We start from the raw sequence: 21740 nt of genomic DNA on the forward strand, positions 1-21740 counted from the left end.
GCCCCCATCCATGCCGTTCAGGCGCTCCGACCTCGCTGACCTCAGCTATTTTCTCGCCATCGCGCGGCACCGCAACTTCCGCAAGGCGGCAACCGAGATGGGCGTCAGCGCCTCCGCGCTCAGCCATTCGCTGCGCGGGCTGGAGGAGCGGCTCAAGGTGCGGCTGGTCAACCGCACCAACCGCTCGGTCACGCTGACGGCGGCGGGCGACGACCTGCACGAGGCGATCCGCGATCCCTTCACCGCGATCCACGAGGCCGAGGATCGCCTCAACCTCCACCGCGACGCGCCGACCGGCCGCGTGCGCATCAACGTGCCCGACGACGCGGCGACGCAGCTGCTCGCCCCGGTGCTGCCCGAATTCGTGGCGCGCTACCCCGACGTCGAACTCGACATCTGCGTCAACAACGCGATGGTCGACGTGACCGAGGAGGGTTTCGACGCCGGCATCCGCTTCGGCGGCACCGTGCCCGAGGACATGATCGCCCAGCGCCTCTCGGCCGACTTCAACTGGGTCATCGCCGGCTCCCCCGCGTATTTCGAGCGCTGCGGCGAGCCCGTACATCCCGACGATCTCATGCGCCACCAGTGCATCCGCATCCGTCTCGGCAACGACCGCATGTACAAGTGGGAGCTCGAGCGGGGCGAGGAAGCCTTCGTGCTCGACGTTCCGGGCGGGGTGACCGTCAACAACGGCGGCGCCAGCCGCGCCATGGCGCTGCGGGGCCTGGGCCTCATCTACATCGCCGAAAACTGCATCGCAGACCTCATCGCCCAGGACCGCCTGCGCGTGACCCTGAAGGACTGGGCCTCGCCGGGGCCCGGCTATTTCATTTACTACTCCGGCCGCCGCCAGGTGCCGCGCGGCCTGCGCCTGCTGGTCGACCTCATACGCGAGCTGCGCCCCCTGGGCCTCTAGCGCACGACGCGCGCCTGCGGTCGGCAAGCGCAGAAGCGAAATCTGAAAAAATACGTCTCCTTCGCCGGCGCGATGCCATTTCGCCGTGCAAGAGTTTCGCTTTGCCTCCTGATAGCCAAAGTCTATTGTCCACCAAATTAGTTGAGATTAGGGATGCTCAACACAAGGCGATGACAGCCAAGAGGAGATCATATGAGGGGGAACGCAGGACCGCGTCTCGGGGGCATCTGGCATGACCCGGCTGCCGGTAGCGCGCGCCTTCATGGCCTTTCGAACACCTGAATTCCCGGCGTTTTCCGGGTTGCCGCATTCGCACACGAAGCGGCCTGGCGCGTCCTACTTCATTCCTGCCAGGGGGGCAGGTCCATCAACAAACGTACATGAGGTTTGAATCCATGCACTCGTTCGTCCGCCGCACTCTTCTTGCTACCACCATGCTCGCGTCGACTGCGACCGCCGTTCATGCTGAGGACGCCGCACCTGCCGCCGCGACCCAGGCTGACCAGACGTCCGTCGGCACCGGCGCGCGCGACCATGGCGGCGATATCGTCGTCACCGCGCGCCGCCGCAACGAATCGAGCCAGGAAGTGCCGCTGGCGATCTCCGTGGTGGGCGGGGACCACATCGATTCCACCGGCTCGTTCAACGTCGGGCGCCTTCAACAGCTGACGCCGACGCTGCAGTACTATTCGTCGAACCCGCGCAACACCGCCGTGAACATCCGCGGCCTCGGCGTGCCTTTCGGCCTGACCAACGACGGCATCGAGCAGGGCGTCGGCATCTACGTCGACGACGTCTACAACTCTCGCGTGGCCTCGGCGACGTTCGACTTCCTCGACGTGGCGCAGGTCGAAGTGCTGCGCGGGCCCCAGGGCACCCTCTACGGCAAGAACACCACCGCCGGCGCCATCAACATCACCACCAACCAGCCGACCTTCGACTTCGAGGGCAAGGCCGAGGTTTCGGTCGGCAACTACAACTTCAAGCAGGCCAAGGCCGCGATCTCCGGCCCGCTGTCCGAGACGCTGGCGGCGCGCCTCGCGATCTCGTCGACCAGCCGCAAGGGCACGATCTATAACGTCGTCACCGGCGAGCACATTCAGGGCCAGGACAACCTGGGCCTGCGCGGCCAGCTGCTGTGGAAGCCCACCGACACCATCGACGTCACCCTCGCCGGCGACTTCAGCAACCAGGATGCCGACTGCTGCGGCTCGGTCTACGTGCGCACCGGCCTGACCCAGCGCGCCCTCAACCGCCAGTTCGCCGCGCTTGCCGCCGCGCAGAACTATGCGCCGCCGAGCACCGATGCCTTCGATCGCCTGACCGACCTCGACACGCCGCTGAAGGCGAAGAACAAGATCGGCGGCGCTTCGCTGCGCGTGAAGTGGGAACTGGGCGAGGGCACGCTGACCTCGGTCACCGCCTGGCGCTTCTGGGACTGGGATCCTTCGAACGACCGTGATTTCACCGGCCTGCCGATCGTCGCGCTGTCGCAGAACCCCTCGCAGCAGGACCAGTACACGCAGGAACTGCGCTACAACTACAGCAGCGACAAGATCGACTTCGTCGTCGGCGCCTTCGGCTTCTACCAGCGCATCGACACGCAGGGCACCGAAGCGCAGGGCTCCGCCGCGAGCCGCTGGAGCATCGCGCCCTCGAACGCGCTGTCGAACGATCCCAGCGTGCTCAACGGCCTCGTCGCCTACAACACGCAGTATCTCAAGAACACCAGCGCCGCCCTCTTCGGCCAGCTGAGCTGGCACATCACGCCCGAACTGACGCTGCAGCCGGGCGTGCGCGTGAACTACGACAAGAAGGAAGGCTACTACCAGCGCCGCGTCTTCAACGGGCAGGGCACCGAACTGATCCTCGACGGCAGCTACACCGCGCGTGAGGCCGCCCAGCTGGCGATCTACACCCCGCAGGAAATCTCGCCGACCTTCAGCGACTGGAACTTCAGCTACGACTTCACCGCCAGCTACAAGGTCGCGCCGGACGTCCTCGTCTATGCGACTTATGCAAAGAGCTTCAAGTCGGGCGGCATCAACCAGAACGGCGTCCCGGTGGATGCGCAGAACAGCCCGATCCTGGCTTCCGCCACGGTGAAGCCGGAGTCGGTCCATCATTACGAGGCGGGCATCAAGACGCAGTTCTGGGACCGCCGCGCCACCTTCAACCTCTCGATCTTCCGCTCCGACATCACCAACTACCAGGCCAACGTGAACAACGGCCAGTACGGCGTGCTGCGCGGCTACCTCGCCAATGCCGGCGAAGTGCGCTCGCAGGGCGTGGAAGTCGACTTCTCGGTCCGCCCGAGCGAGCGGTTCAACGCCTATGCCAACGGTGCCTACACGGACGCGACGTACAAGAAGTTCGTCGACGCACCGTGCCCGCCCGAGCTGTCCGGCGGCACTGTCGCGAGCGGCACCCAGACCCCCGGCGCTCCCGGCGTCCCCGGTGCGCTCAGCCCGGCGAACTGCGACATTTCGGGCCAGCGCCTGCCGGGCGTCTCGAAGTGGTCGTTCTCGTTCGGCGCCGAGGCCAACACTCCGGTCACGCTGCTGGGCAAGGACGGCGAGGCGTACATCGGCTACGACGGCAGCGTCCGCTCGAACTTCTCGTCGAACCCTTCGCCTTCGGCCTACACCTGGGTGGACGGCTACAGCCTGCACAACTTCCGCGCCGGCTTCCGTACCGACGAGGGCTTCAACGTGTACGGCTGGGTCCGCAATGCGTTTGACCGGAACTACTTCGAACAGCTCTTCGTCGGCCCGGGCAACACCGGCCTGATCGCCGGCCTTCCGGGCGACCCGCGCACCTGGGGCTTCACCGTCTCGTCCAACTTCTGATGCGACGAACGGTGATCGGTTTAGATCACTAAATCGATTGTAGTATGAAGCTTAAGTAATTTCTCCATAGCGAAAAAACGTCCTAGTCCCTGTTTCACTAACACGGTGGAAACCAATCGGCCGGCGGCCGGAGCGATGCTCCGCCCGCCGGTCTGGCCACCAGGGGCAGGGTCTTATTGCGCAATGGACATGAAGCACGATTTCCGCCCCGATCGCGACCTCGATGGCGCAGGCAAGAATTCCTCTCGCTACCGGACACCCGAATTGATCGCGATCGGCGGTATTTTCCTTGCCGTCTGGATCGCATTCGCCCTGCATTTCCTCTCCGGCGGACTGTCGTGAGGCACGCTGGGTAAACCGCGTCATGCGATGCGCGAAGCGGGGTGACGCGCGGTTCGCCTTCGGCTAGAACGCTTAGCGAACATGTTGAGCCGGCTCTCCATTCGCAACATCGTCCTGATCGAAGCCCTCGATCTGGATTTCGCACGCGGTCTCGGCGTCCTCACGGGCGAGACGGGCGCGGGCAAGTCGATCCTGCTCGATGCGCTGGGGCTAGTGCTGGGCAACCGGGCCGACAGCGGCCTGGTCCGCGCCGGTGAGGCGAGGGCGGGCGTCACCGCCAGCTTCGACTTCGCCGCGCTGCCGCCTCAGGTGCTGGCCGTGATCGACGATGCGGGGCTCGAACTCGAACCGGGTGAGCCGCTGATTCTCAAGCGCCAGCTCAAGGCAGACGGCGGCTCCAAGGCCTTCCTCAACGACCAGCCGGTCGGCGTCGCCCTGCTGCGCGAAATCGCGCCGGCGCTGGTCGAGATCCACGGTCAGCACGACGATCGCGGCCTCGTCAACGCACGCGGCCACCGCGCCCTGCTCGATCGTTTCGCGGGCGGCGAAGTGGCGGGGGTCGAGGCGGCATGGAAAGCCTGGCGCGCCGCGCAGGACACACTCGACCGCGCCCGCGCGCAGGTCGACCGCGCGGCCGAGGATCAGGACCTACTCCTGGCGCACCTTGCCGAACTCACCACGATCGCGCCCGAGGCGGGTGAGGAGGACGAACTCGCCTCCGCCCGCGCGCAGATGCAGAAGGGCGAGAAGCTGGCGGACGACCTTGCCGCGCTCCAGCACCTGTGGACAGGGTCCGATTCGGCTCTGGCCCGCCTGCGCGGCGGTTCGCGGCGGCTGGATCACATCGCGGGCGAACACGAACTCCTGGCCGAAGCCGCAGCCGCGCTCGACCGCGCGGTGATCGAGGCGAGCGAGGCCGAGGACGCGCTGAACCGTGCCGCCGACGCCCTCGCCTTCGACCCTGACGAACTCGACCGCATCGAGACCCGCCTGTTCGAACTGCGCGCCGCCGGCCGCAAGCACTCCTGCCAGCCAGACGACCTGCCCGCGAAAATGATCGAGATGCGCGCCGCGCTTGACGCGATCGAGGGCGGGAACGAGCACATCGCCGCGCTGGAGAAGGCCGCGCAGAAGGCGGGGCTGGTCTACCGCGAGAAGGCCGGCGCACTGCACGACCTGCGCCGTGCCGCCGCGAAACGCCTCGACGTGGTGGTGGCCGCCGAACTCGCCCCACTCAAGCTCGACGCCGCGCGCTTCCAGACCTCGGTGATCCGCCAAGTCGAGGAGCGTTGGGGCGCACACGGCATGGACGCGGTGGAATTCCTCATCAGCACCAACCCCGGCGCCGACTTCGCCCCGCTGGCCAAGATTGCCAGCGGCGGCGAACTCTCGCGCTTCATCCTCGCGCTGAAGGTCGCGCTGGCGGAAGAGGGCGGCGCGGCGACGGTGATCTTCGACGAGATTGACCGCGGCGTCGGCGGCGCGGTCGCCGACGCCATCGGTGAGCGCCTCGCGCGGCTGGCGTCGAACGGCCAGCTGCTCGCCGTCACCCACTCCCCGCAGGTCGCCGCGCGCGGGGACCGGCACTACATGATCGCCAAGTCGAGCCAGGGCACGGTGACGCGCACCTCGGTCACGCCGTTGACCGCTGCAGAGCGCAAGGAGGAAATCGCCCGCATGCTGTCCGGCGCCGAGGTTACGGATGAGGCCAGGGCGCAGGCGGACAGGTTGCTGGTGCGGGTTTGATGGCACATAAACGCGAAGTCATCGCCTTGTTTGCGATGCTGGGAGGGTGTTCACAGCCTGCTATGTTCGCGGTTGATGTCGACGAAAAGGTCGAGGGTGGAGCCCTTGTTTTGAACGGCAAATCGGCGGAGCTGTTCCACAATGTTGATGGAGCCTATTGGGCCAAATGGAACGGTCCCGATGCGAGTGGCCGTATCGATATTCGCTACCCTGACGGCACTTTGGTCCATTGCCGGGTGGGATATGTGACGCAGGGCTTGGAACCGCAGCATTTCACGGTTCGCCATCGCGAGTGCACGTACACCGGCGACGAGCTGGGGAAGGCCTGATCTCCTCGTCGCCCCGGACTTGATCCGGGACCGCTTGCAGATCTTTAGGCGCCGCCTCGCCGAGAGCCCGTGTGGCTAGGCCGGGGGGGTGGATCAAGTCCGGGACGACGTGGGAGGCCTACCCCGCCGCGGCGAGTTGTTGCATACGTCCGCGATGACCGCCGATTCCTTCCCCACCGAGCCCGAAGCCGCCAACGAGCTGATGCGCCTGGCGCGCCAGATCAACCGGGCCAACCGCAAGTATCATGCCGAAGACGCGCCGGAGATCAGCGACGCCGAGTACGACGCGCTGATGCGCCGCAACACCGTGCTGGAAGCGGCGTTCCCGCATCTCGTCCGCCCCGACAGCCCGACCAATAAGGTCGGGCACGAAGTCGCCGCCTCGCCGCTGGGCAAAGTGCCGCACGAGGTGCGCATGATGAGCCTCGACAATGCCTTCACCGACGAGGAAGTGGTCGAGTTCGTTACCCGCGTGCGCCGCTTCCTGTCGCTGACTGCCGACGAGCCGGTGCTGCTGACGGCCGAGGACAAGATCGATGGCCTCTCGTGCTCGCTGCGCTACGAAAAGGGCCGGCTGGTACGCGCCGCCACGCGGGGCGACGGGCAGGTGGGCGAGGACGTCACCCCCAACGTCGCCCACATCGCCGACATCGTGCAGGAGCTGAAAGGCGAGGACATCCCCGATGTCTTCGAAGTGCGCGGCGAGGTCTATATGGAGAAGGCCGCCTTCCTCGCGCTCAACGCGCAACTGATGGACGAGGCACGCGCCGCAGCCGAGGCGAAGGGCGAGGCGTTCGACGATACCGCCGTCCGCCAGTTCGCCAACCCGCGCAACGCCGCCGCCGGTTCGCTGCGGCAGAAGGACGCCTCGGTCACGGCCAGGCGCCCCCTGCGGTTCTGGGCTCACGGCTGGGGCGCGGCGAGCCATGTGCCAGGCGCGAGCCAGCACGAGGTCGTCCGCCGCATCGAATCGTGGGGCCTGCCGGTCTCGCCGCAGTTCCGGCAGTGCCACTCGGTCGAGGACATGCTTGCCGCTTACCGCGCCATCCGCGATGGGCGCGCAGGTCTGCCGTTCGAGATCGACGGGGTGGTCTACAAGGTCGACCGGCTCGACTGGCAGGCGCGGCTCGGCTTCGTCGCCAAGGCGCCGCGCTGGGCGCTGGCGCACAAGTTCCCGGCCGAGCGCGCCGAAACCGTGCTCGAATCGATCGACATCCAGGTCGGCCGTACCGGCAAGCTGACGCCGGTCGGGCGGCTCAGGCCCGTGCTGGTGGGCGGCGTCACCGTCACCAACGTCACGCTCCACAACCGCGACGAGATCGCGCGCCTCGGCGTGCGGCCGGGCGACCGCGTGGTGCTCCAGCGCGCGGGCGACGTGATCCCGCAGGTGGTCGACAACCTGACACGCGAGGAGGAGCGCGCGCCTTACGCCTTCCCCGACCACTGCCCGCAGTGCCACTCCGAAGCGTTGGCGGCCGAGGGCGAGGTGGACGTGCGCTGCACCGGCGGGCTGGTCTGCCCGGCGCAGCGCACCGAACGCCTCAAGCACTTCGTCAGCCGCGCCGCGCTCGATATCGAGGGGCTGGGTGAGAAGACCATCGACGAGTTCTTCGCCAAGGGCTGGCTGGAAAGCCCTGCCGATATCTTCCGCCTGAGGAAGCGCCGCGAGGAGATCCTCGAGCTGGAAGGCTGGAAGGACAAGTCTGTGGACAACCTGTTGGCAGCGGTGGAAAACAAGCGCTCGCCCGATGCGGCGCGGCTGCTGTTCGGGCTCGGCATCCGCCACGTCGGTGCGGTCACGGCGCGCGACCTGCTCAAGCGCTTCGCCACGCTGCCGGCGCTCCGCGCGCTCGCTGAGCAGGCGCATGTGAAGGAGGGCGAGGAGGAAGTGGTCACCGCGAGCGAGGCTTACGGCGAACTCATCTCGATTGACGGCGTCGGGCCGGTGGTGGTCGAGGCGCTGGGCGACTTCTTCCATGAGGAGCACAACCGCGCGGTCTGGGACGACCTCCTGAGCGAAGTGACGCCGCCGCCCTACGTGGTCGAGACCAAGGACAGCGCGGTGGCGGGCAAGACCGTGGTCTTCACCGGCAAGCTGGAGACGATGAGCCGCGACGAGGCCAAGGCCCAGGCCGAGCGGCTGGGGGCCAAGGCGGCGGGATCGGTCTCGCCCAAGACCGACCTGATCGTCGCCGGGCCGGGTGCTGGGTCGAAGCTCAAGAAGGCGGCCGAACTCGGGATCGAGGTGATCGACGAGGCTGCGTGGGCGCAAATCGTGCAGGACGCGGGATGAGACAGGCGTCGTCCCCGCGCGAGCGGGGACGACGAACCTAGCTGTGACGCGCTTTGCGCTCGTGCACTTGGCGATAATGCTGGACACGCGTCGCCCGCAGGCCCGCCATGCCTTCGCGCTCGATCGAGCGCTGCCACGACGCCAGTTCCTCCAGCGTGAGGTCGTAACGCTCGCAGGCTTCGGCGATGGTCAGCAGTCCGCCATTGACCGCTGCGACCACTTCGGCCTTGCGCCGCACGACCCAACGAGACGTGTTGGGAGGCGGAAGCGTGTCCTTGCTCAACGGCTCGCCGAGCGGGCCGGTTACCACCTTGGGACGGGCAGATTCAGTATCAATCATTGGTTGGGCCCTCGGATGATGGTTGCCAACCCCCTGTGGTTACGTATTCTCCCCTATAATCGTTAATTTGGAACCACTGTGAATAGTTAATTATAGATTAAGGAATTACACTTAAGCTATTGCGAAATCTGTGTAAAAATTCGCACTTAAAGTTGCCGCAGCGTTTACACATAATTGACTTGCGTTAATTATCATCCGCTATGAATGTATTATCGCAAGCGAAAGAGGTGACGGTGTCTGCCAGGCGCCAGCATTCTGCGTATGCTTCGGCCGTGGCGCGGCACATCTCGGCGGAGGGGTGCCAGTTCGTGGTCGACCAGGATGATATCATCCAAGGGCAGCGCTTCAGCTTCGCTCTCGACGACCATCCACCCGTGCGTGGAACGGTGCGCTGGGTGGTTAACGATCGTGTCGGTTTCGCGTTCGACCGGCCGATCTCGCGCGAGGCGCAGAAGGCCATGCTGCAACGATGCGGGGCCGTGCAGGGACTGGAGCTCTACCTGTCCTGAAAGTCAGCGGCGTCGCTTGCGCAGCCAGAGGATCGACCAGTCGCCGTTGACCAGTCGCGCGGCGAGGCGCAGGCCCGCCTTGCGGCAGGCGGCGCGCACCGAGGCCTCCTGTGTCTCGAGCAGGCCGGCGAGCAGCAGGTGGCCGCCTGGGACCAGCGCCTTCCCGAAATCAGGCGCGAGCGACACCAGCGGTCCGGCGAGGATGTTCGCGAGGATCAGGTCGTAGGGGCCGCGCGCGTCGAGCACCGGATGCGCCATGCCATCGGCAACCGTCATGACGAGCTGGCCGCGCCCTGCGCCCATTGCGACGCCGTTGGCGTCGGCGTTGTCCTGAACGACGTCGATGCAGACGGCATCGATATCACTCGCGGTCGCAAGAGTGCGGGGCCACAGCGCCAGCGCTGCGAAGGCGAGCAGGCCGGTGCCCGTGCCGATATCGGCGCAGTTGCGGATGACGAGGCCCTGCGCCTTCATGTGCGTGAGCATCGCGAGGCAGCCGGCGGTGGTGGCGTGCTGGCCAGTGCCGAAAGCCTGGCTGGCGGGGATGACGAAATCGACGACACCGGGCTCGTCCGCGGCGGCGTGCTCCGGGGTGTGGACATGGAAGCGGCCGGCGCGAATCGGCTCCAGGCCCTCCTGGCTGACGACCAGCCAGTCGGTCTCGGGCAGTTCCTCGACAGTGAGCTTGGGCTTCGCGCCTTCGAACAGGGCGGCGATTGCGATCCGGTCGCCGCGGGTCGGCTTGCGGTCGAGCCAGGCTTCCAGCTGCCAGTCGTCGGGCTTGTCCTCGGCGATCTCGCGGCCGGACAGGACGATGCCGTGGTCCCAGTCGAGCGCGTCCTCATGCGCGAGAAGCGCGCCCTCGATGATCGGCCGAGGGGCGAAGGCGGTGACTTTCCAGCTCACTTGCGGGTTCCCGTGGTCTTGCCGCCGGTTTCGTCGGCGAGTCGCTGGGCGAACTTGCCCTGCGCGCTTGCAGCATAGTCGCGGCAGGCATTGGCATCGGCAAGGGGCGCGGCCCCGGAAAACCGTTCCATCATGGCACTGGCCGAGGGGTGCGGCGTGAGCAGGATGTCGCAGGGAAGGGCGCTGATCGCCTTGATGCCGGCCCGCACGCCGGCGATGCGATTCGGATGGTCGCTGAACCGGTAGCCGTCCGAGGAGATCGTCGACGAACTGTCGGCATAGGCGATCGCCTGGCACTCCAGTCCGCTGGTGCAGGACTGCCAGGTCCAGCTGGTCGAGCCCGGCGCGTGGAGCGGTGTCGCATGCGCGGTGACTGCTATCTTGCCGACGACCACGCTGTCGCCGTCGGCAAGCGTGCGGTCGACATGGACGGGTACGATCGTCTTCATGCCCTTGAACTGCGGATCGTCGGCGTTGGGCTTGCCGGTTTCGAGCACGGCCTTCTGCACCGGCAGCGCCGCGACGCTGGCGCCGGTCGCGCGCTGCAGCGCGGCAAGCGCGCCGACGTGGTCGTGATGCTCGTGCGTGGCGACGATCCAGCGCACGTCCTTCGGGTCGAACCCGGCGCGGCGGATGTTGGCCAGCACCAGCGGCGCGGCGCCGATCGCCCCCGCGTCGATGAGGATATGGCCCTTGTCGCTGGTTATGAGGATCACCGATATACCGCAGGTGCCCACGTCCCAGGTGTTGGCGAAGATGCGCGCCGGCGGTGCCGGGTCGAGCCAGCCGTCATGGCCTGCGCAGGCAGCCGCGAGCTTCACCGGCGTCAATGGTGCGCCGGCGGCGGAGGCTTTGGCGCCGACTGAGAGGGGGGCGAAAACCGGGGCGGCGCCCACGGCGACGGCCAGCGCGATCAGGGTGCGGATGCGACTCATGGGGCCCGCTCTAGGCTTCACCCGAGCGATAGGCCAGCGCCGGAGCCTATTCATCCGCCTAGGGAACTTGCACCAAGGCACAATTTGTCTAAGGGGCATGGTCGAGGGCGGCGTTGTTGCGCTGCCGCAGGCAAGGGATTCGTGAGAGCCATGGCAAACGCCGGGACCAAAAACCGTCCGCTGTCGCCGCACCTCCAGATCTGGAAGTGGGGCCCGCACATGTTCGTGTCGATCCTGCATCGCGTCACCGGTGATGGCATGGCCTTCGCCGGCCTCGGCGTGCTGCTGTGGTGGCTCGGCGCGCTCGCCGGAGGGCCCGCGTCCTACGCGACCTTCCAGTGGGCGATGACCACGCCGATCGGCTACATCGTGCTCGTGGGCATTTCCTGGGCGTTCTTCAGCCACATGGCGAGCGGCCTGCGCCACTTCGTGATGGATGCCGGCGCCGGTTTCGAGCTGAACCAGAACAAGCTCTGGTCGATCGTCTGCCCGATCCTGGGCGTGGTGCTGACCGCCGCCTTCTGGGCGCTCCTGCTGCTTCGCTGAGGGAACGGAAACATGGGTAACGGAACTTCCATCGGCCGCGTGCGCGGCCTTGGCTCGGCCAAGGGCGGCGTCGTCCACCACTGGCTGCTGCAGCGCTTCACCGCCATCGGCAACCTGCTGACGGTGCTGTTCCTTCTGGTCTCGCTGGTGCTGCTGCCGGACTACAGCTACGTCACCGTGGTCGAGTGGATCTCGCGGCCGGTGCCTGCCACCATCATGGCGCTGCTGGTCGTCACCACCTTCTGGCACGCGCGCCTGGGCCTGCAGGTCCTCGTCGAGGACTACGTCCACGAGCACGCCAACAAGTTCGCCTGCATCGCCGCGCTGAACCTCGCCGCTTTCGCCGGCGCCGCCTTCGGCGTGTTCAGCATCGTCCGCCTCGCGCTCGGAGCCCACGCCTGATGTCCGCACCTGCCTACAAGATCATCGACCACCTCTACGACACCGTCGTCGTCGGCGCGGGCGGCTCGGGCCTGCGCGCCACGATGGGTTCGGCCGAGGCCGGCCTGAAGACCGCGTGCATCACCAAGGTCTTCCCCACCCGCTCGCACACCGTCGCGGCGCAGGGCGGCATCGCCGCCTCGCTGCAGAACAACTCGCCGGACCACTGGACCTGGCACATGTTCGACACCGTCAAGGGTTCGGACTGGCTGGGCGACCAGGACGCCATCGAGTACATGGTGCGCGAAGCCCCGCAGGCGGTCTACGAGCTGGAGCACGCCGGCGTGCCCTTCAGCCGCAACGCCGACGGCACGATCTACCAGCGCCCGTTCGGCGGCCACATGCAGAACATGGGAGAAGGCCCGCCGGTCCAGCGCACCTGCGCCGCGGCCGACCGTACCGGCCACGCCATGCTCCACGCGCTGTACCAGCAGTCGCTGAAGTACCAGTCGGACTTCTTCATCGAGTACTTCGCGATCGACCTGATCATGGAAGACGGCGTCTGCCGCGGCGTCATCGCGCTGTGCATGGACGACGGCTCGATCCACCGCTTCCGCGCGCAGGCCGTCGTGCTGGCGACGGGCGGCTACGGCCGTTCGTACTTCACCGCCACCTCGGCCCATACCTGCACCGGCGACGGCGGCGGCATGGTGCTGCGCGCCGGCCTGCCGCTGCAGGACATGGAATTCGTGCAGTTCCACCCGACCGGCATCTACGGCGCCGGCGTCCTCATCACCGAGGGCGCGCGCGGCGAGGGCGGTTACCTGACCAACTCCGAGGGCGAGCGCTTCATGGAGCGCTACGCTCCCTCGGCCAAGGACCTCGCCAGCCGCGACGTCGTGTCGCGCTCGATGGCGCTGGAAATCCGCGAAGGCCGCGGCGTCGGCCCGCACAAGGACCACATCTACCTGCACCTCGATCACATCGATCCCAAGGTGCTGGGCGAGCGTCTGCCGGGCATCACCGAGAGCGGCAAGATCTTCGCCGGTGTCGACCTGACCCGCCAGCCGCTGCCGGTCGTCCCGACCGTCCACTACAACATGGGCGGCATTCCGACGAACTACCACGGCGAAGTCATGACCATCGGTCCTGACGGCAACCCCGAGACGGTCGTCCCCGGCCTGTTCGCGGTGGGCGAAGCCGCCTGCGTCTCGGTCCACGGCGCCAACCGCCTGGGCTCGAACTCGCTGATCGACCTCGTGGTCTTCGGCCGCGCCACCGGCCACCGCCTGCGCGACCTGGTCAAGCCCGGCGCCGCCCAGGCCGAGCTGCCCAAGGATTCGGCCGACCTGTCGCTCACGCGCCTCGACCACTTCCGCTATGCCAAGGGCGGCACGCCCACGGCCGAGATCCGCACCGAGATGCAGCGCACCATGTCGCTCCACGCGGCGGTGTTCCGCACGGACGAACTCATGGTCGAGGGCAAGCAGAAGCTCGCCGCGACCTACGAGAAGTTCCAGGACGTGGGCGTCACCGATCGCGGCCTGATCTGGAACTCCGACCTCGTCGAGACGATGGAACTGGACAACCTGATCTCGCAGGCGACCGTCACCCTGCACGGCGCGCAGAACCGCCAGGAAAGCCGCGGCGCCCACGCGCACGAGGATTTCCCGAACCGCGACGACGCCAACTGGATGAAGCACACCGCAGCCTGGTTCAACGGCTGGGGCGGCAAGGGCGGCGAAGTCCGCATCGACTATCGTCCGGTCCACGAATACACGCTCACCGACGACATCCAGTACATCAAGCCCAAGGCTCGCGTGTACTGATAGGCCGGTCCGGCATTTGAAACGAGAGGAGGGCGGCGCACCGGCAAGGATGCGCCGCCCTTTCTCTTTTCCTCCCCGCAAGCGAGGAGGAGGAGAAGCGCAACCCTCTCCCATCCCGTGCATTCCTGTCGGCAGGACGCTCAACGCCACGAGGAACTCGCCCATGGAACGCACCACTCTCGACCCGCTGCTCGAGCCCCACGTCGAGCACGACCCGCTGGTCCGCTCGATGAACCGCGCGCCGGGCAATCCCTGGGGCTGGATCATGGGCTACGGCATCCTGCTGCTGCTGGTGGCGTTGGTGGTGCTCGTCAATCCGCTGGTCGCAGGTGTCGCGACGGGGCTGATCCTCGGAGTCGTGCTCATCGTCTACGGCGTTGCGGCGATCGCGGCGGGCTGGACGACGCTCTCCACCCGTGCGCGCTGGACCGAGATCCTGCTCGGCGTGCTGGCGCTGCTGGCGGGCATCTTCGCGATCGTCGATCCCGTCGCCGGCGCGCTGTCGCTGGTCTGGGCGATCGGCGTCTGGCTGGTGATCGCGGGGGCTCTGCAGATCTCCTTCGCGCTCAAGGCCCGGCATGACAAGGGCTGGCGGCTGTTCCTCGGCGCGCTCGACGTGGTGCTCGGCCTGATCCTGGTGTTCGCCGGACCGGTGGCGGGCCTCGCTTTCCTCGCGGTCATCGTTGCCGTCAGCCTGACGGTACGCGGGGTGTTCCTGATCATGCTGTCGCTCGCCCTCAAGAAGGCCGATCCCGCCACCTGACCGTATTTGACATTCACCCACCGTTCATGTTTACAGACGTAGTCGATTACGTGTGTAGACGGTGGAGGAATGGGTGCCTGTCAATCCTGAAGACGCCAGCGCCGAGCGCAATGCGCCGGAAATCTCCGGGGCTGAGCATGCGGTGATGGAGGCGCTGTGGCAGCGCAGCCCGCTCACCGCCCAAGAAGTCTGCGAGGAAGTCTGCGGCCCGCGCGGCTGGACCCTTGCTACCGTGAAGACTCTGCTGTCACGCCTCGTCGTCAAGCAGGCCATCGAGACCCAGCCCGACGGCAAGCGCTTCCTCTATACCCCCCGCATGGAACGTGCCGACTATGTCGGCACCGAAAGCCGCCGTCTGGTCGACCGCCTGTTCGGCGGCCGCGCCGCGCCGCTCTTCGCGCATCTTGCGCAGAGCGAAGCCTTGTCCGAAGATGACATCGTCGAGATCGAGGCCCTTCTCAAGGAGCTCAAGTCATGATCGAGTGGCTGACCGACACGCTGTTTGCGACCGGCGCGCTGATGGCGCTGGTGCTTGTCCTGCGCCGCCCCGTCGCCCGCTGGTTCGGGCCGGGGGCGGCCTACGCACTCTGGGCGCTCCCCATGATCCGGCTCGTGCTGCCGCCGCTGGCGCTGCCGCGCGGGTTGCTGCCCAAGATCGAGCTCGGCGTTGAGCCGCTCACCGCTGCGGCCGCGGGTTCCCAGATGGCCGCTCCGGTCGAGATGGCGGCCTCCGCGCCCGACTTCACCGCCGTTCCCGTAGCGGAACTGCCCGCCGCCCTGCCGCTGGAGCCGGGCCTGCTCGAGCAGGTGCCCTGGATCACCGTGGCGCTGGCCGTCTGGCTGGGCGGCGCGGTACTGTTCCTCGTGTGGCGCACCATCACCTACCGCTGGATGCGGCGCGACCTGCTGGAGGGCGCGCGCCTTGTCGCCCATTCGGGAGCAGTGCGCATCGTCGAAACCCCCGCGATCAACGCGCCGCTGGCGTTCGGTGTCCGCGACAAGGTCATTGCCCTGCCTATGGGTTTCCTCGCCACGGTGGACTCCGAAACCTCGGACTTCGCCATCGCGCACGAGATGGAGCACCACGCGGGCGGCGACCTGCTGGCGCTCATCGCCATGCAGCCACTGTTCGCGCTGCACTGGTTCAATCCGATCGGCTGGGCTGGCTGGCGCGCGGTGCGCGGCGACCAGGAAGCCGCCTGCGACGCGCGGGTCATGGCCGGCCGCAGCCGCGCCGAGCGGGCGAGCTACGGCAGGCTGATCGCCTCGCTGGCGGGCGGCACCCGGCTTGGCCTCGCGGCGCCGATGGCGGGGCCGCTGGCGGGCGACAAGCCGATCATCCACCGTCTCAAGGCGCTGGCCCGCAAGGACGTGAGCCCGGCGCGCCGCGTGCTCGCGCGGAGCCTCTTCGCGCTGGCCGTCGTCACCGTGCCGGCCACCGCGACGGTCAGCTACGCCGCCATGGACGGCGCCGACGAAACGCAGCCGCCGGTTCCCGAGGCTCCGGCGTCGCCCCTGCTCGCAGAGGAGCTGGCCCGGCCGCCGCAGGACCGTCAGGTCGAGACTGAAGCCGTGCAGACGGAGGATCGCGCGGACCAGCAGGGTTCCGACCAGATGGCGGCCCCGCTGGCTCCGCTGCCGCCACTGGCGCCCTTGCCGCCGCTTTCGGCTGTTCCGCCTTCGCCGCCGGCACCTCCGGCGCCGCCCCGGATCGGCGGCGCGCGGGCCATGCCCTCGCTCGGTTCCTCGGTGGGCGTTTCGCTCCAGAAGACCGTCACGCGCGATGTCGAAGCCCGCGAACGTGACGCGATCCGGCGCGGCGACGATGCCCAGCGCCGGGCAGCGGACGCGCAGCGCTATGCAGCCGATGCCCAGCGCCGCGCCGCGGAGGCGCTGGCCCGCGCTCCTCAGGTGGAGCAGACGGTTTCGGCCGACGGCAAGCGGCGGACCATCCGCGTGGTCAGCAGGAACGCCAAAGGCAGCGCCGTGGTCGAGCAGCAGATGGTTCTCGATGCCGATTGCCCCGCCGACAGCCAGCGCCGCGAGGCGCGGGCCGAGGGCAATGGCTCCAAGGCCGTGGTCGTCGTCTGCACCGGCGAGCCCAAGGCGGCCAAGCTGGCGGCGGTGAACGCGATGCGCACCGCGCGCGCCTCGATCGCCGCCGACCGTTCGCTCGACGCCGAAGTGCGCGCCGACATCCTCGCCGACCTCGACCGCGAGATGGCCGACATGCAGCGGGACATTCACGGCAGCTGATCCGACCTGCCAGGCCGACAGGCGCGGGCCGCTGCACCAGCAGCGGCCCGCGCATTCGTCGCAGTGCCAGATCCGGCGTTCTTCATGGCGAGCCATGACCGCGGGCGTTTCGATCCGGCGGGACTGGCGGACCGCCCGAGGCTCGTGCATGTTCGGGCCCCGAGGAGAAGGACGGCCCCATGGAACACGACGAGACGCCCCGCCGCGAGCGATCGCCCGGCATCAAGCTGCTGTTCGTGGGTCTGATCGCGCTGGTGCTGATGGTGCCGCTGCTGCTGGTCTACGCCCTCGTATACGACCGCCAGGACCAGTCGCAGACCGCGCAGGCGGCGATCAACGCGGGTTGGGGCGGGGCGCAGGTGCTGTCCGGCCCCGTTGTCGTCGTGCCGTTCCGCACCACCCAGACGCAAAGCGAGACGGTCGACGGCAAGCAGGTCAGCCGCGTGGTCGAGGTGGAGAAGCTGTTCTACATCTCGCCGGCCGAGAACCGCGTCACCACCCGCATCGACCCGCAGGAGCGGCGCAAGTCGATCTACCGCTCGGTGCTGTTCACCGCCTCGGTCAAGGGCGCCGCGACCTTCGCTCTGCCCGCCGATCTCGAGCGTTTCGGCGTCACCCGCGAGCGGCTGATGTGGGACCGCGCCGAGGTGCGGGTCGGTGCGTCGGACGCGCGCGGGCTGACGGCGGGTGGCTCGATCGTCGCTGGCGGCAAGGCGCTGGAAGTGCAGCCGGGCCGGGGACCGGCGGCATCCGGCGGACAGGGCTTCTTCGCCTTCCTGCCGTGGGACGGACAGGGTCGGCTGCGCGTCGATTACGCGCTCGACCTTCGCGGCAGCGGGGGGATCAGCCTCGTCCCGCGCGGCGGGCAGACGCGCTGGGAGGTTACCTCCACTTGGGCAAACCCGAGCTTTTCCGGGGCGTTCCTGCCCGACAAGCCGCAGGTTTCGGATAAGGGCTTCAGCGCGCGTTACACGGTCGATAAGCTGGCGCTCGGCCAGCCGCCCGTGGCGACGGAGGACGTGGGCGCGCCGAGCGTCGAGAACCAGATCCGCACAACCATGCTTGACGCGCGCGAGGCCAGCGCCGTGAACGTGGCGGCGGGCGGCGCGCAGGAGGTTGTCGGCCATCCCGGCCACGCCGTCACCGTCGACCTGATCGAGCCGGTGAACCTCTATTCCAAGGTCGACCGCTCGGTGAAGTACGGGTTCCTGTTCATCGGCTTCACGTTCCTCGCCTTCCTGCTGTTCGATGTGGTGGGCGGCGCGCGGGTGGCGCCGGTCGAGTACCTGCTGACGGGGGCCGGGCTCGTGCTGTTCTTCGCGCTGCTGCTGGCCTTTGCGGAGGTCATCGGTTTCACGCTGGCGTACCTGCTGGCGAGCGCGGCGGTGATCGGGTTGCTGACCGCCTACAGCGCCGCCGTGCTGAAAAGCTGGAAGCGGGCGCGGTTCATCGGGGCGTTGCTGGTGGGGCTTTATGCGCTGCTGTTCGTGCTGCTCAACCTCGAGGCATGGTCGCTGCTGATAGGGTCGGTGCTGCTGTTCGCGGCGCTGGCCGGAGTGATGTACGCGACGCGCACCGTGGACTGGGGGTCGGTCGGGCGCCCCCGCACGGTGCCGTTAGCGCCGTGATAGCGACGGGTTAGGAGGGCTTCAGCGCGGCCGACATGATGTGCCAGCCCTGCGAGAGGCCCATGCCGCGGTTGATCTGGCGCAGGTCGTAGCTGCCGGTGAAGCGCTGGCGGCGGCCGTCGGCGAGTTCGGCGTCGATCGTCACCGGCACCGTCACGTAAAGCGAGCCCGCGCCGCCCTCGACGCTGGAGACCTTGCCGATCTCCACATGGGTGCGGCGGGTGTTGGCATAGCCCCTGGTGAACGCGGCCAGCGTCTGGTTCGGATTGCCGTCCGGCCCCCACAGCGTCCACGCGGCGGCATAGTCATGTGCGTTGATCGCCGCGTAGAAGCGCGAGACGAGGTCGGCGGCAGCCTCGCGGCTGATCGCCTCGATCGCGCATTCGGGCGTCGTCGCCGCATCCTCGCCGAGCAGGGCGCAGCCGCGCGCGATCTCGTTGCGGATCATGGCGCAGGAATTGGCGGCGTTGCAGGGCGGGCGCGTCGCCGGGGAGACGGCGCGGCACTGCGCCACCAGCTTCTGCGCCGCGCTCGCGCCGATGTCCGAAGAACAGGCAAGGGGAGCGGCGGGCGTCTGGGCCGGCACGGCCCCATCTTCCGGCGCCGCGAGCGTGGCATTTGCCGCCGGCGCATTCGTCTCTGTGTCCTGGGCGGCAGTCGGCGCGCCGCTGGTGTCGTGCGAAGACGGCTGCGTTTCGCTCCCGCCGCATCCGGCGAGAAGGGCGAGCGCGCCTGCCAGCGGCAGGGCAATGCGAAAACGTGAGATCATCGGGCAATCCTCGCAGTTCAGTCCCATGCCCATGGCCGGCACCGATGGTCCGGGGGCGGCAGGAAAACGAAGGTCGGCCGGGCGATGTTCCTGGGCGATGCGTCCGGTACGCCGTGAACCGGGACAGCCCGAGCACTCGCCCCCGCGCAGGCGCCTCCACGGAAATAAATGAGATTGCCTCGCAATAGCGAATCATCTAGGGGCGGGAAAAAATCCAGCAACAAAGATGAGGGTCTCATGCGTCTGCCTTTCCGTCACGTCCTGCTCGCCAGTACGCTGCTGGTCTCTCCCACTTTCGCTTATGCGGCCGATGCTCCGGCGGAAGGCGCCGTCGAGGCGGACGGCAGCATCATCGTCACCGCCGCCGAGCAGCCTTCCAGCTCCGCGACGGCCCTCTCGCTCTCGCTGAAGGAGACGCCGCAGTCGGTGACGGTGATCGACCGCAAGCGGATCGAGGACTTCGCGATCACCAACGTCAACGACCTGCTCGACCAGGTGGTCGGCATCAATGTCGAGCGGGTCGAGACCGACCGCACCTACTTCAGCTCGCGCGGGTTCGACGTGTCGAACTTCCAGGTCGACGGCATCGGCCTGCCGCTGGCCTGGGGCATCCAGTTCGGCGACCTCGACACCGCGCTGTTCGAGAACGTCGAGGTGGTGCGCGGCGCCAACGCGATCATGACCGGGATCGGCAATCCGTCCGCAACGATCAACTACGTGCGAAAGCGTCCGACCGACGACTTCAAGGCCAGGGTCTCCGGCCAGGTCGGCACCCGCGATTACTGGCGCGGCGAGGGCGACGTGAACGTGCCGATCACCGATACGCTCGCCGCGCGCTTCATCGTCGCGCACGAGGAGCGGGACACGCACCTTGACTACAACCACATCAACCGCGACGTCTACGGCGCGATCCTGCGCTGGCAGGCGACGCCCAACCTGCGCGCGACGGTCGGCTACACCCGGCAGGAGAACGACGCGGACGGCGTGCTGTGGGGCGCGGTGCCGCTCGTCTACACCGACGGCACCCGCATCGACCTGCCGCGCTCGGCCTCGACCTCGGCCGACTGGACCTACTGGAACACGAAGGACCAGAGCGCCTTCGGAGAACTCGTCTACAGCTTCGACAACGACTGGTCGGTCACGGGCATGTTCACCTATCGCCGCTTCCAGGAGAACGCCAAGCTGCTCTATGCCTACGGCTATCCCGACAAGGAGACGGGCGAGGGCGTCTACGGGATGAGCGGGATCTACCCGTCCGACTACAAGCAGTACCTCGGCGACCTCTACCTTTCCGGCCCGTTCCACCTGTTCGGGCGCGAGCACAAGCTGGCGCTGGGCGTCTCGGTCTCCAAGTCCGACGCGAACGAAATCGAGGACTTCGCCGAGGATTCGGCGCTGGCCTACCCTTCGGTGTACGAGTGGGGCGACGCCCAGGTGGCCGAGCCGGTCTATCCCGGCGCCTACCTCGCCGCCAGGTACACGGACAAGCTGACGCGCGTCTACGGCGCCGCCCACCTCAACCTGACCGACCAGCTCAAGGGCGTCGTCGGCGCCAGCGCGATGTGGATCGATTCCTCGGGCTTCTCCTATGGCGCCGACCAGGCGCGCAAGGACAGCAAGGTCAGCCCCTATGTCGGCGCGGTCTACGACCTAACGCCGAACGTCGCGTTCTATGCCAGCTACACCGACATCTACAATCCGCAGGTCGAGGTGGACGTGACCAACCGGCGGCTCGATCCCGCCAAGGGCACCAGCCTCGAGGCGGGCATCAAGAGCACCTGGTTCGGCGGCAAGCTCTATGCGACGGCGGCGCTGTTCAAGGCGAAGCAGAAGGGCCTTGCCGACTATGCCGGCACGTTCGACGAGACCGGGCCGGGCAAGGCGGGGGGCAGCTACTACGATCCGGTCGACACGACATCGAAGGGCATCGAACTGGAACTGGCCGGCAAGGTCACCGACCAGTGGAGTGTGAGCGGCGGCTTCACCCTGCTCGACGTGGAGGATGCCGATGGCAACGACGCGCGGACGTGGATCCCGACCCGGTCGCTCAAGCTGGCGACCAGCTACGAGGTGCCGGAGTTCAACGACCTCAAGCTCGGCGCCCAGCTGCGCTGGCAGAACGGCACCGACGCGGTGGTCAGCGACCTTGTCTACTACGGCGGGCCCGAGGGCGACGTCCTGCTCAGGCAGAAGGGCTATGCGGTGGTCGACCTGATGGCGGGCATCCGGCTGGTCGACCGCCTCCACGCCAGCGTCAACGTGCGCAACGTGACCGACAAGAAGTACCTCAACAGCCTGAAGTGGGGCCAGGCCTTCTACGCCGCGCCGCGCAGCGCGGTGCTGACGCTCAGCTTTGACTACTGAGGCTGTGTGGGGGCGGCGACGTTTCTAGGGCTGCGC

At 67.7% G+C, this 21740-nt stretch carries 19 protein-coding genes; 15 read left to right on the top strand and 4 right to left on the bottom strand.

The window, feature by feature from the left end; translation table 11 throughout:
* The first annotated feature begins 10 nt into the window (after positions 1–10).
* The 6 genes from AC07M9_RS03390 to ligA all read left to right on the top strand — a co-directional run bounded on the left by AC07M9_RS03390 (position 11) and on the right by ligA (position 8478).
* A complete protein-coding gene (locus AC07M9_RS03390; protein ID WP_494881316.1) occupies positions 11–919 on the top strand; it encodes a LysR substrate-binding domain-containing protein in 909 nt (302 codons plus the stop codon).
* Between the two features lie 395 nt (positions 920–1314).
* Positions 1315–3768 carry a TonB-dependent receptor gene (locus AC07M9_RS03395; RefSeq protein ID WP_494883881.1) on the top strand — a complete coding sequence of 818 codons (2454 nt, stop codon included), beginning with the start codon at positions 1315–1317 and terminating at the stop codon, positions 3766–3768.
* A 189-nt stretch (positions 3769–3957) separates the two neighbouring features.
* Positions 3958–4110 carry a hypothetical protein gene (locus tag AC07M9_RS03400; protein WP_494881317.1) on the top strand — a complete coding sequence of 51 codons (153 nt, stop codon included), beginning with the start codon at positions 3958–3960 and terminating at the stop codon, positions 4108–4110.
* A gap of 81 nt (positions 4111–4191) precedes the next feature.
* The gene (gene recN, locus AC07M9_RS03405; protein WP_494881319.1) at positions 4192–5856 is read left to right on the top strand and encodes a DNA repair protein RecN; all 1665 of its coding nucleotides are present in this window, start codon (positions 4192–4194) and stop codon (positions 5854–5856) included.
* The gene (locus AC07M9_RS03410; protein ID WP_494881321.1) at positions 5856–6185 is read left to right on the top strand and encodes a hypothetical protein; all 330 of its coding nucleotides are present in this window, start codon (positions 5856–5858) and stop codon (positions 6183–6185) included. Before recN ends, AC07M9_RS03410 begins: the two co-directional genes overlap by 1 nt.
* A 154-nt stretch (positions 6186–6339) precedes the next feature.
* Positions 6340–8478, top strand: a complete 2139-nt coding sequence (gene ligA, locus AC07M9_RS03415; protein ID WP_494881322.1) for an NAD-dependent DNA ligase LigA — start codon at positions 6340–6342, stop codon at positions 8476–8478.
* Positions 8479–8515: 37 nt separating this feature from the next.
* On the opposite strand, the gene sciP is transcribed toward ligA, so the two are convergent.
* Positions 8516–8818: a CtrA inhibitor SciP gene (gene sciP / locus AC07M9_RS03420; RefSeq protein WP_494881323.1), complete on the bottom strand. Its 303-nt coding sequence runs from the start codon at positions 8816–8818 to the stop codon at positions 8516–8518.
* Positions 8819–9018: 200 nt separating this feature from the next.
* Between sciP and AC07M9_RS03425 the strand changes: the two genes are divergently transcribed.
* The gene (locus AC07M9_RS03425; protein WP_494881324.1) at positions 9019–9327 is read left to right on the top strand and encodes a PilZ domain-containing protein; all 309 of its coding nucleotides are present in this window, start codon (positions 9019–9021) and stop codon (positions 9325–9327) included.
* A gap of 3 nt (positions 9328–9330) precedes the next feature.
* On the opposite strand, the gene AC07M9_RS03430 is transcribed toward AC07M9_RS03425, so the two are convergent.
* On the bottom strand, positions 9331–10233 hold the full coding sequence (locus AC07M9_RS03430; protein ID WP_494881325.1) for a 50S ribosomal protein L11 methyltransferase: 903 nt from the start codon (positions 10231–10233) through the stop codon (positions 9331–9333).
* Positions 10230–11168, bottom strand: a complete 939-nt coding sequence (gene bla, locus AC07M9_RS03435; RefSeq protein ID WP_494881327.1) for a subclass B3 metallo-beta-lactamase — start codon at positions 11166–11168, stop codon at positions 10230–10232. Before bla ends, AC07M9_RS03430 begins: the two co-directional genes overlap by 4 nt.
* A gap of 150 nt (positions 11169–11318) precedes the next feature.
* Between bla and sdhC the strand changes: the two genes are divergently transcribed.
* From sdhC to creD, 7 genes are all read left to right on the top strand, one after another.
* A complete protein-coding gene (gene sdhC, locus AC07M9_RS03440) occupies positions 11319–11714 on the top strand; it encodes a succinate dehydrogenase, cytochrome b556 subunit (protein WP_494881329.1) in 396 nt (131 codons plus the stop codon).
* Positions 11715–11726: 12 nt separating this feature from the next.
* Positions 11727–12116, top strand: a complete 390-nt coding sequence (gene sdhD, locus AC07M9_RS03445; protein WP_007685821.1) for a succinate dehydrogenase, hydrophobic membrane anchor protein — start codon at positions 11727–11729, stop codon at positions 12114–12116.
* Positions 12116–13924, top strand: a complete 1809-nt coding sequence (gene sdhA / locus AC07M9_RS03450; protein WP_494881331.1) for a succinate dehydrogenase flavoprotein subunit — start codon at positions 12116–12118, stop codon at positions 13922–13924. Before sdhD ends, sdhA begins: the two co-directional genes overlap by 1 nt.
* 163 nt (positions 13925–14087) lie before the next feature.
* Complete coding sequence (locus AC07M9_RS03455; RefSeq protein WP_494881333.1) at positions 14088–14687, top strand: HdeD family acid-resistance protein; 600 nt, start codon at positions 14088–14090, stop codon at positions 14685–14687.
* A gap of 73 nt (positions 14688–14760) precedes the next feature.
* Positions 14761–15165, top strand: coding sequence for a BlaI/MecI/CopY family transcriptional regulator (locus AC07M9_RS03460; protein ID WP_494881335.1), 405 nt, complete (start codon positions 14761–14763; stop codon positions 15163–15165).
* Positions 15162–16943: a M56 family metallopeptidase gene (locus tag AC07M9_RS03465; protein WP_494881337.1), complete on the top strand. Its 1782-nt coding sequence runs from the start codon at positions 15162–15164 to the stop codon at positions 16941–16943. Before AC07M9_RS03460 ends, AC07M9_RS03465 begins: the two co-directional genes overlap by 4 nt.
* 179 nt (positions 16944–17122) lie before the next feature.
* Positions 17123–18571 (top strand): cell envelope integrity protein CreD, encoded by a 1449-nt coding sequence (gene creD, locus AC07M9_RS03470; RefSeq protein WP_494881338.1) that lies wholly within the window; start codon positions 17123–17125, stop codon positions 18569–18571.
* A 10-nt stretch (positions 18572–18581) separates the two neighbouring features.
* Here the strand turns inward: creD and AC07M9_RS03475 are convergent, their stop codons facing one another.
* On the bottom strand, positions 18582–19340 hold the full coding sequence (locus AC07M9_RS03475; protein WP_494881340.1) for a Cif family virulence factor: 759 nt from the start codon (positions 19338–19340) through the stop codon (positions 18582–18584).
* Positions 19341–19577: 237 nt separating this feature from the next.
* On the opposite strand from AC07M9_RS03475, the gene AC07M9_RS03480 reads away from it, so the two are divergent.
* On the top strand, positions 19578–21704 hold the full coding sequence (locus AC07M9_RS03480) for a TonB-dependent siderophore receptor (protein ID WP_494881342.1): 2127 nt from the start codon (positions 19578–19580) through the stop codon (positions 21702–21704).
* The last annotated feature ends 36 nt before the right edge of the window (positions 21705–21740 follow it).

This window comes from Novosphingobium sp. GW821-FHT09E05 (assembly GCF_059416165.1).

Excerpts from the sequence above, each read along its gene's own strand:
- AC07M9_RS03390 (WP_494881316.1), top strand. The coding sequence starts at position 11 with ATGCCGTTCAGGCGCTCCGACCTCGCTGACCTCAGCTATTTTCTCGCC.
- AC07M9_RS03395 (WP_494883881.1), top strand. The coding sequence starts at position 1,315 with ATGCACTCGTTCGTCCGCCGCACTCTTCTTGCTACCACCATGCTCGCG.
- AC07M9_RS03400 (WP_494881317.1), top strand. The coding sequence starts at position 3,958 with ATGAAGCACGATTTCCGCCCCGATCGCGACCTCGATGGCGCAGGCAAG.
- recN (WP_494881319.1), top strand. The coding sequence starts at position 4,192 with ATGTTGAGCCGGCTCTCCATTCGCAACATCGTCCTGATCGAAGCCCTC.
- AC07M9_RS03410 (WP_494881321.1), top strand. The coding sequence starts at position 5,856 with ATGGCACATAAACGCGAAGTCATCGCCTTGTTTGCGATGCTGGGAGGG.
- ligA (WP_494881322.1), top strand. The coding sequence starts at position 6,340 with ATGACCGCCGATTCCTTCCCCACCGAGCCCGAAGCCGCCAACGAGCTG.
- sciP (WP_494881323.1), bottom strand. The coding sequence starts at position 8,818 with ATGATTGATACTGAATCTGCCCGTCCCAAGGTGGTAACCGGCCCGCTC.
- AC07M9_RS03425 (WP_494881324.1), top strand. The coding sequence starts at position 9,019 with ATGAATGTATTATCGCAAGCGAAAGAGGTGACGGTGTCTGCCAGGCGC.
- bla (WP_494881327.1), bottom strand. The coding sequence starts at position 11,168 with ATGAGTCGCATCCGCACCCTGATCGCGCTGGCCGTCGCCGTGGGCGCC.
- sdhC (WP_494881329.1), top strand. The coding sequence starts at position 11,319 with ATGGCAAACGCCGGGACCAAAAACCGTCCGCTGTCGCCGCACCTCCAG.
- sdhD (WP_007685821.1), top strand. The coding sequence starts at position 11,727 with ATGGGTAACGGAACTTCCATCGGCCGCGTGCGCGGCCTTGGCTCGGCC.
- sdhA (WP_494881331.1), top strand. The coding sequence starts at position 12,116 with ATGTCCGCACCTGCCTACAAGATCATCGACCACCTCTACGACACCGTC.
- AC07M9_RS03455 (WP_494881333.1), top strand. The coding sequence starts at position 14,088 with ATGGAACGCACCACTCTCGACCCGCTGCTCGAGCCCCACGTCGAGCAC.
- AC07M9_RS03465 (WP_494881337.1), top strand. The coding sequence starts at position 15,162 with ATGATCGAGTGGCTGACCGACACGCTGTTTGCGACCGGCGCGCTGATG.
- creD (WP_494881338.1), top strand. The coding sequence starts at position 17,123 with ATGGAACACGACGAGACGCCCCGCCGCGAGCGATCGCCCGGCATCAAG.
- AC07M9_RS03475 (WP_494881340.1), bottom strand. The coding sequence starts at position 19,340 with ATGATCTCACGTTTTCGCATTGCCCTGCCGCTGGCAGGCGCGCTCGCC.
- AC07M9_RS03480 (WP_494881342.1), top strand. The coding sequence starts at position 19,578 with ATGCGTCTGCCTTTCCGTCACGTCCTGCTCGCCAGTACGCTGCTGGTC.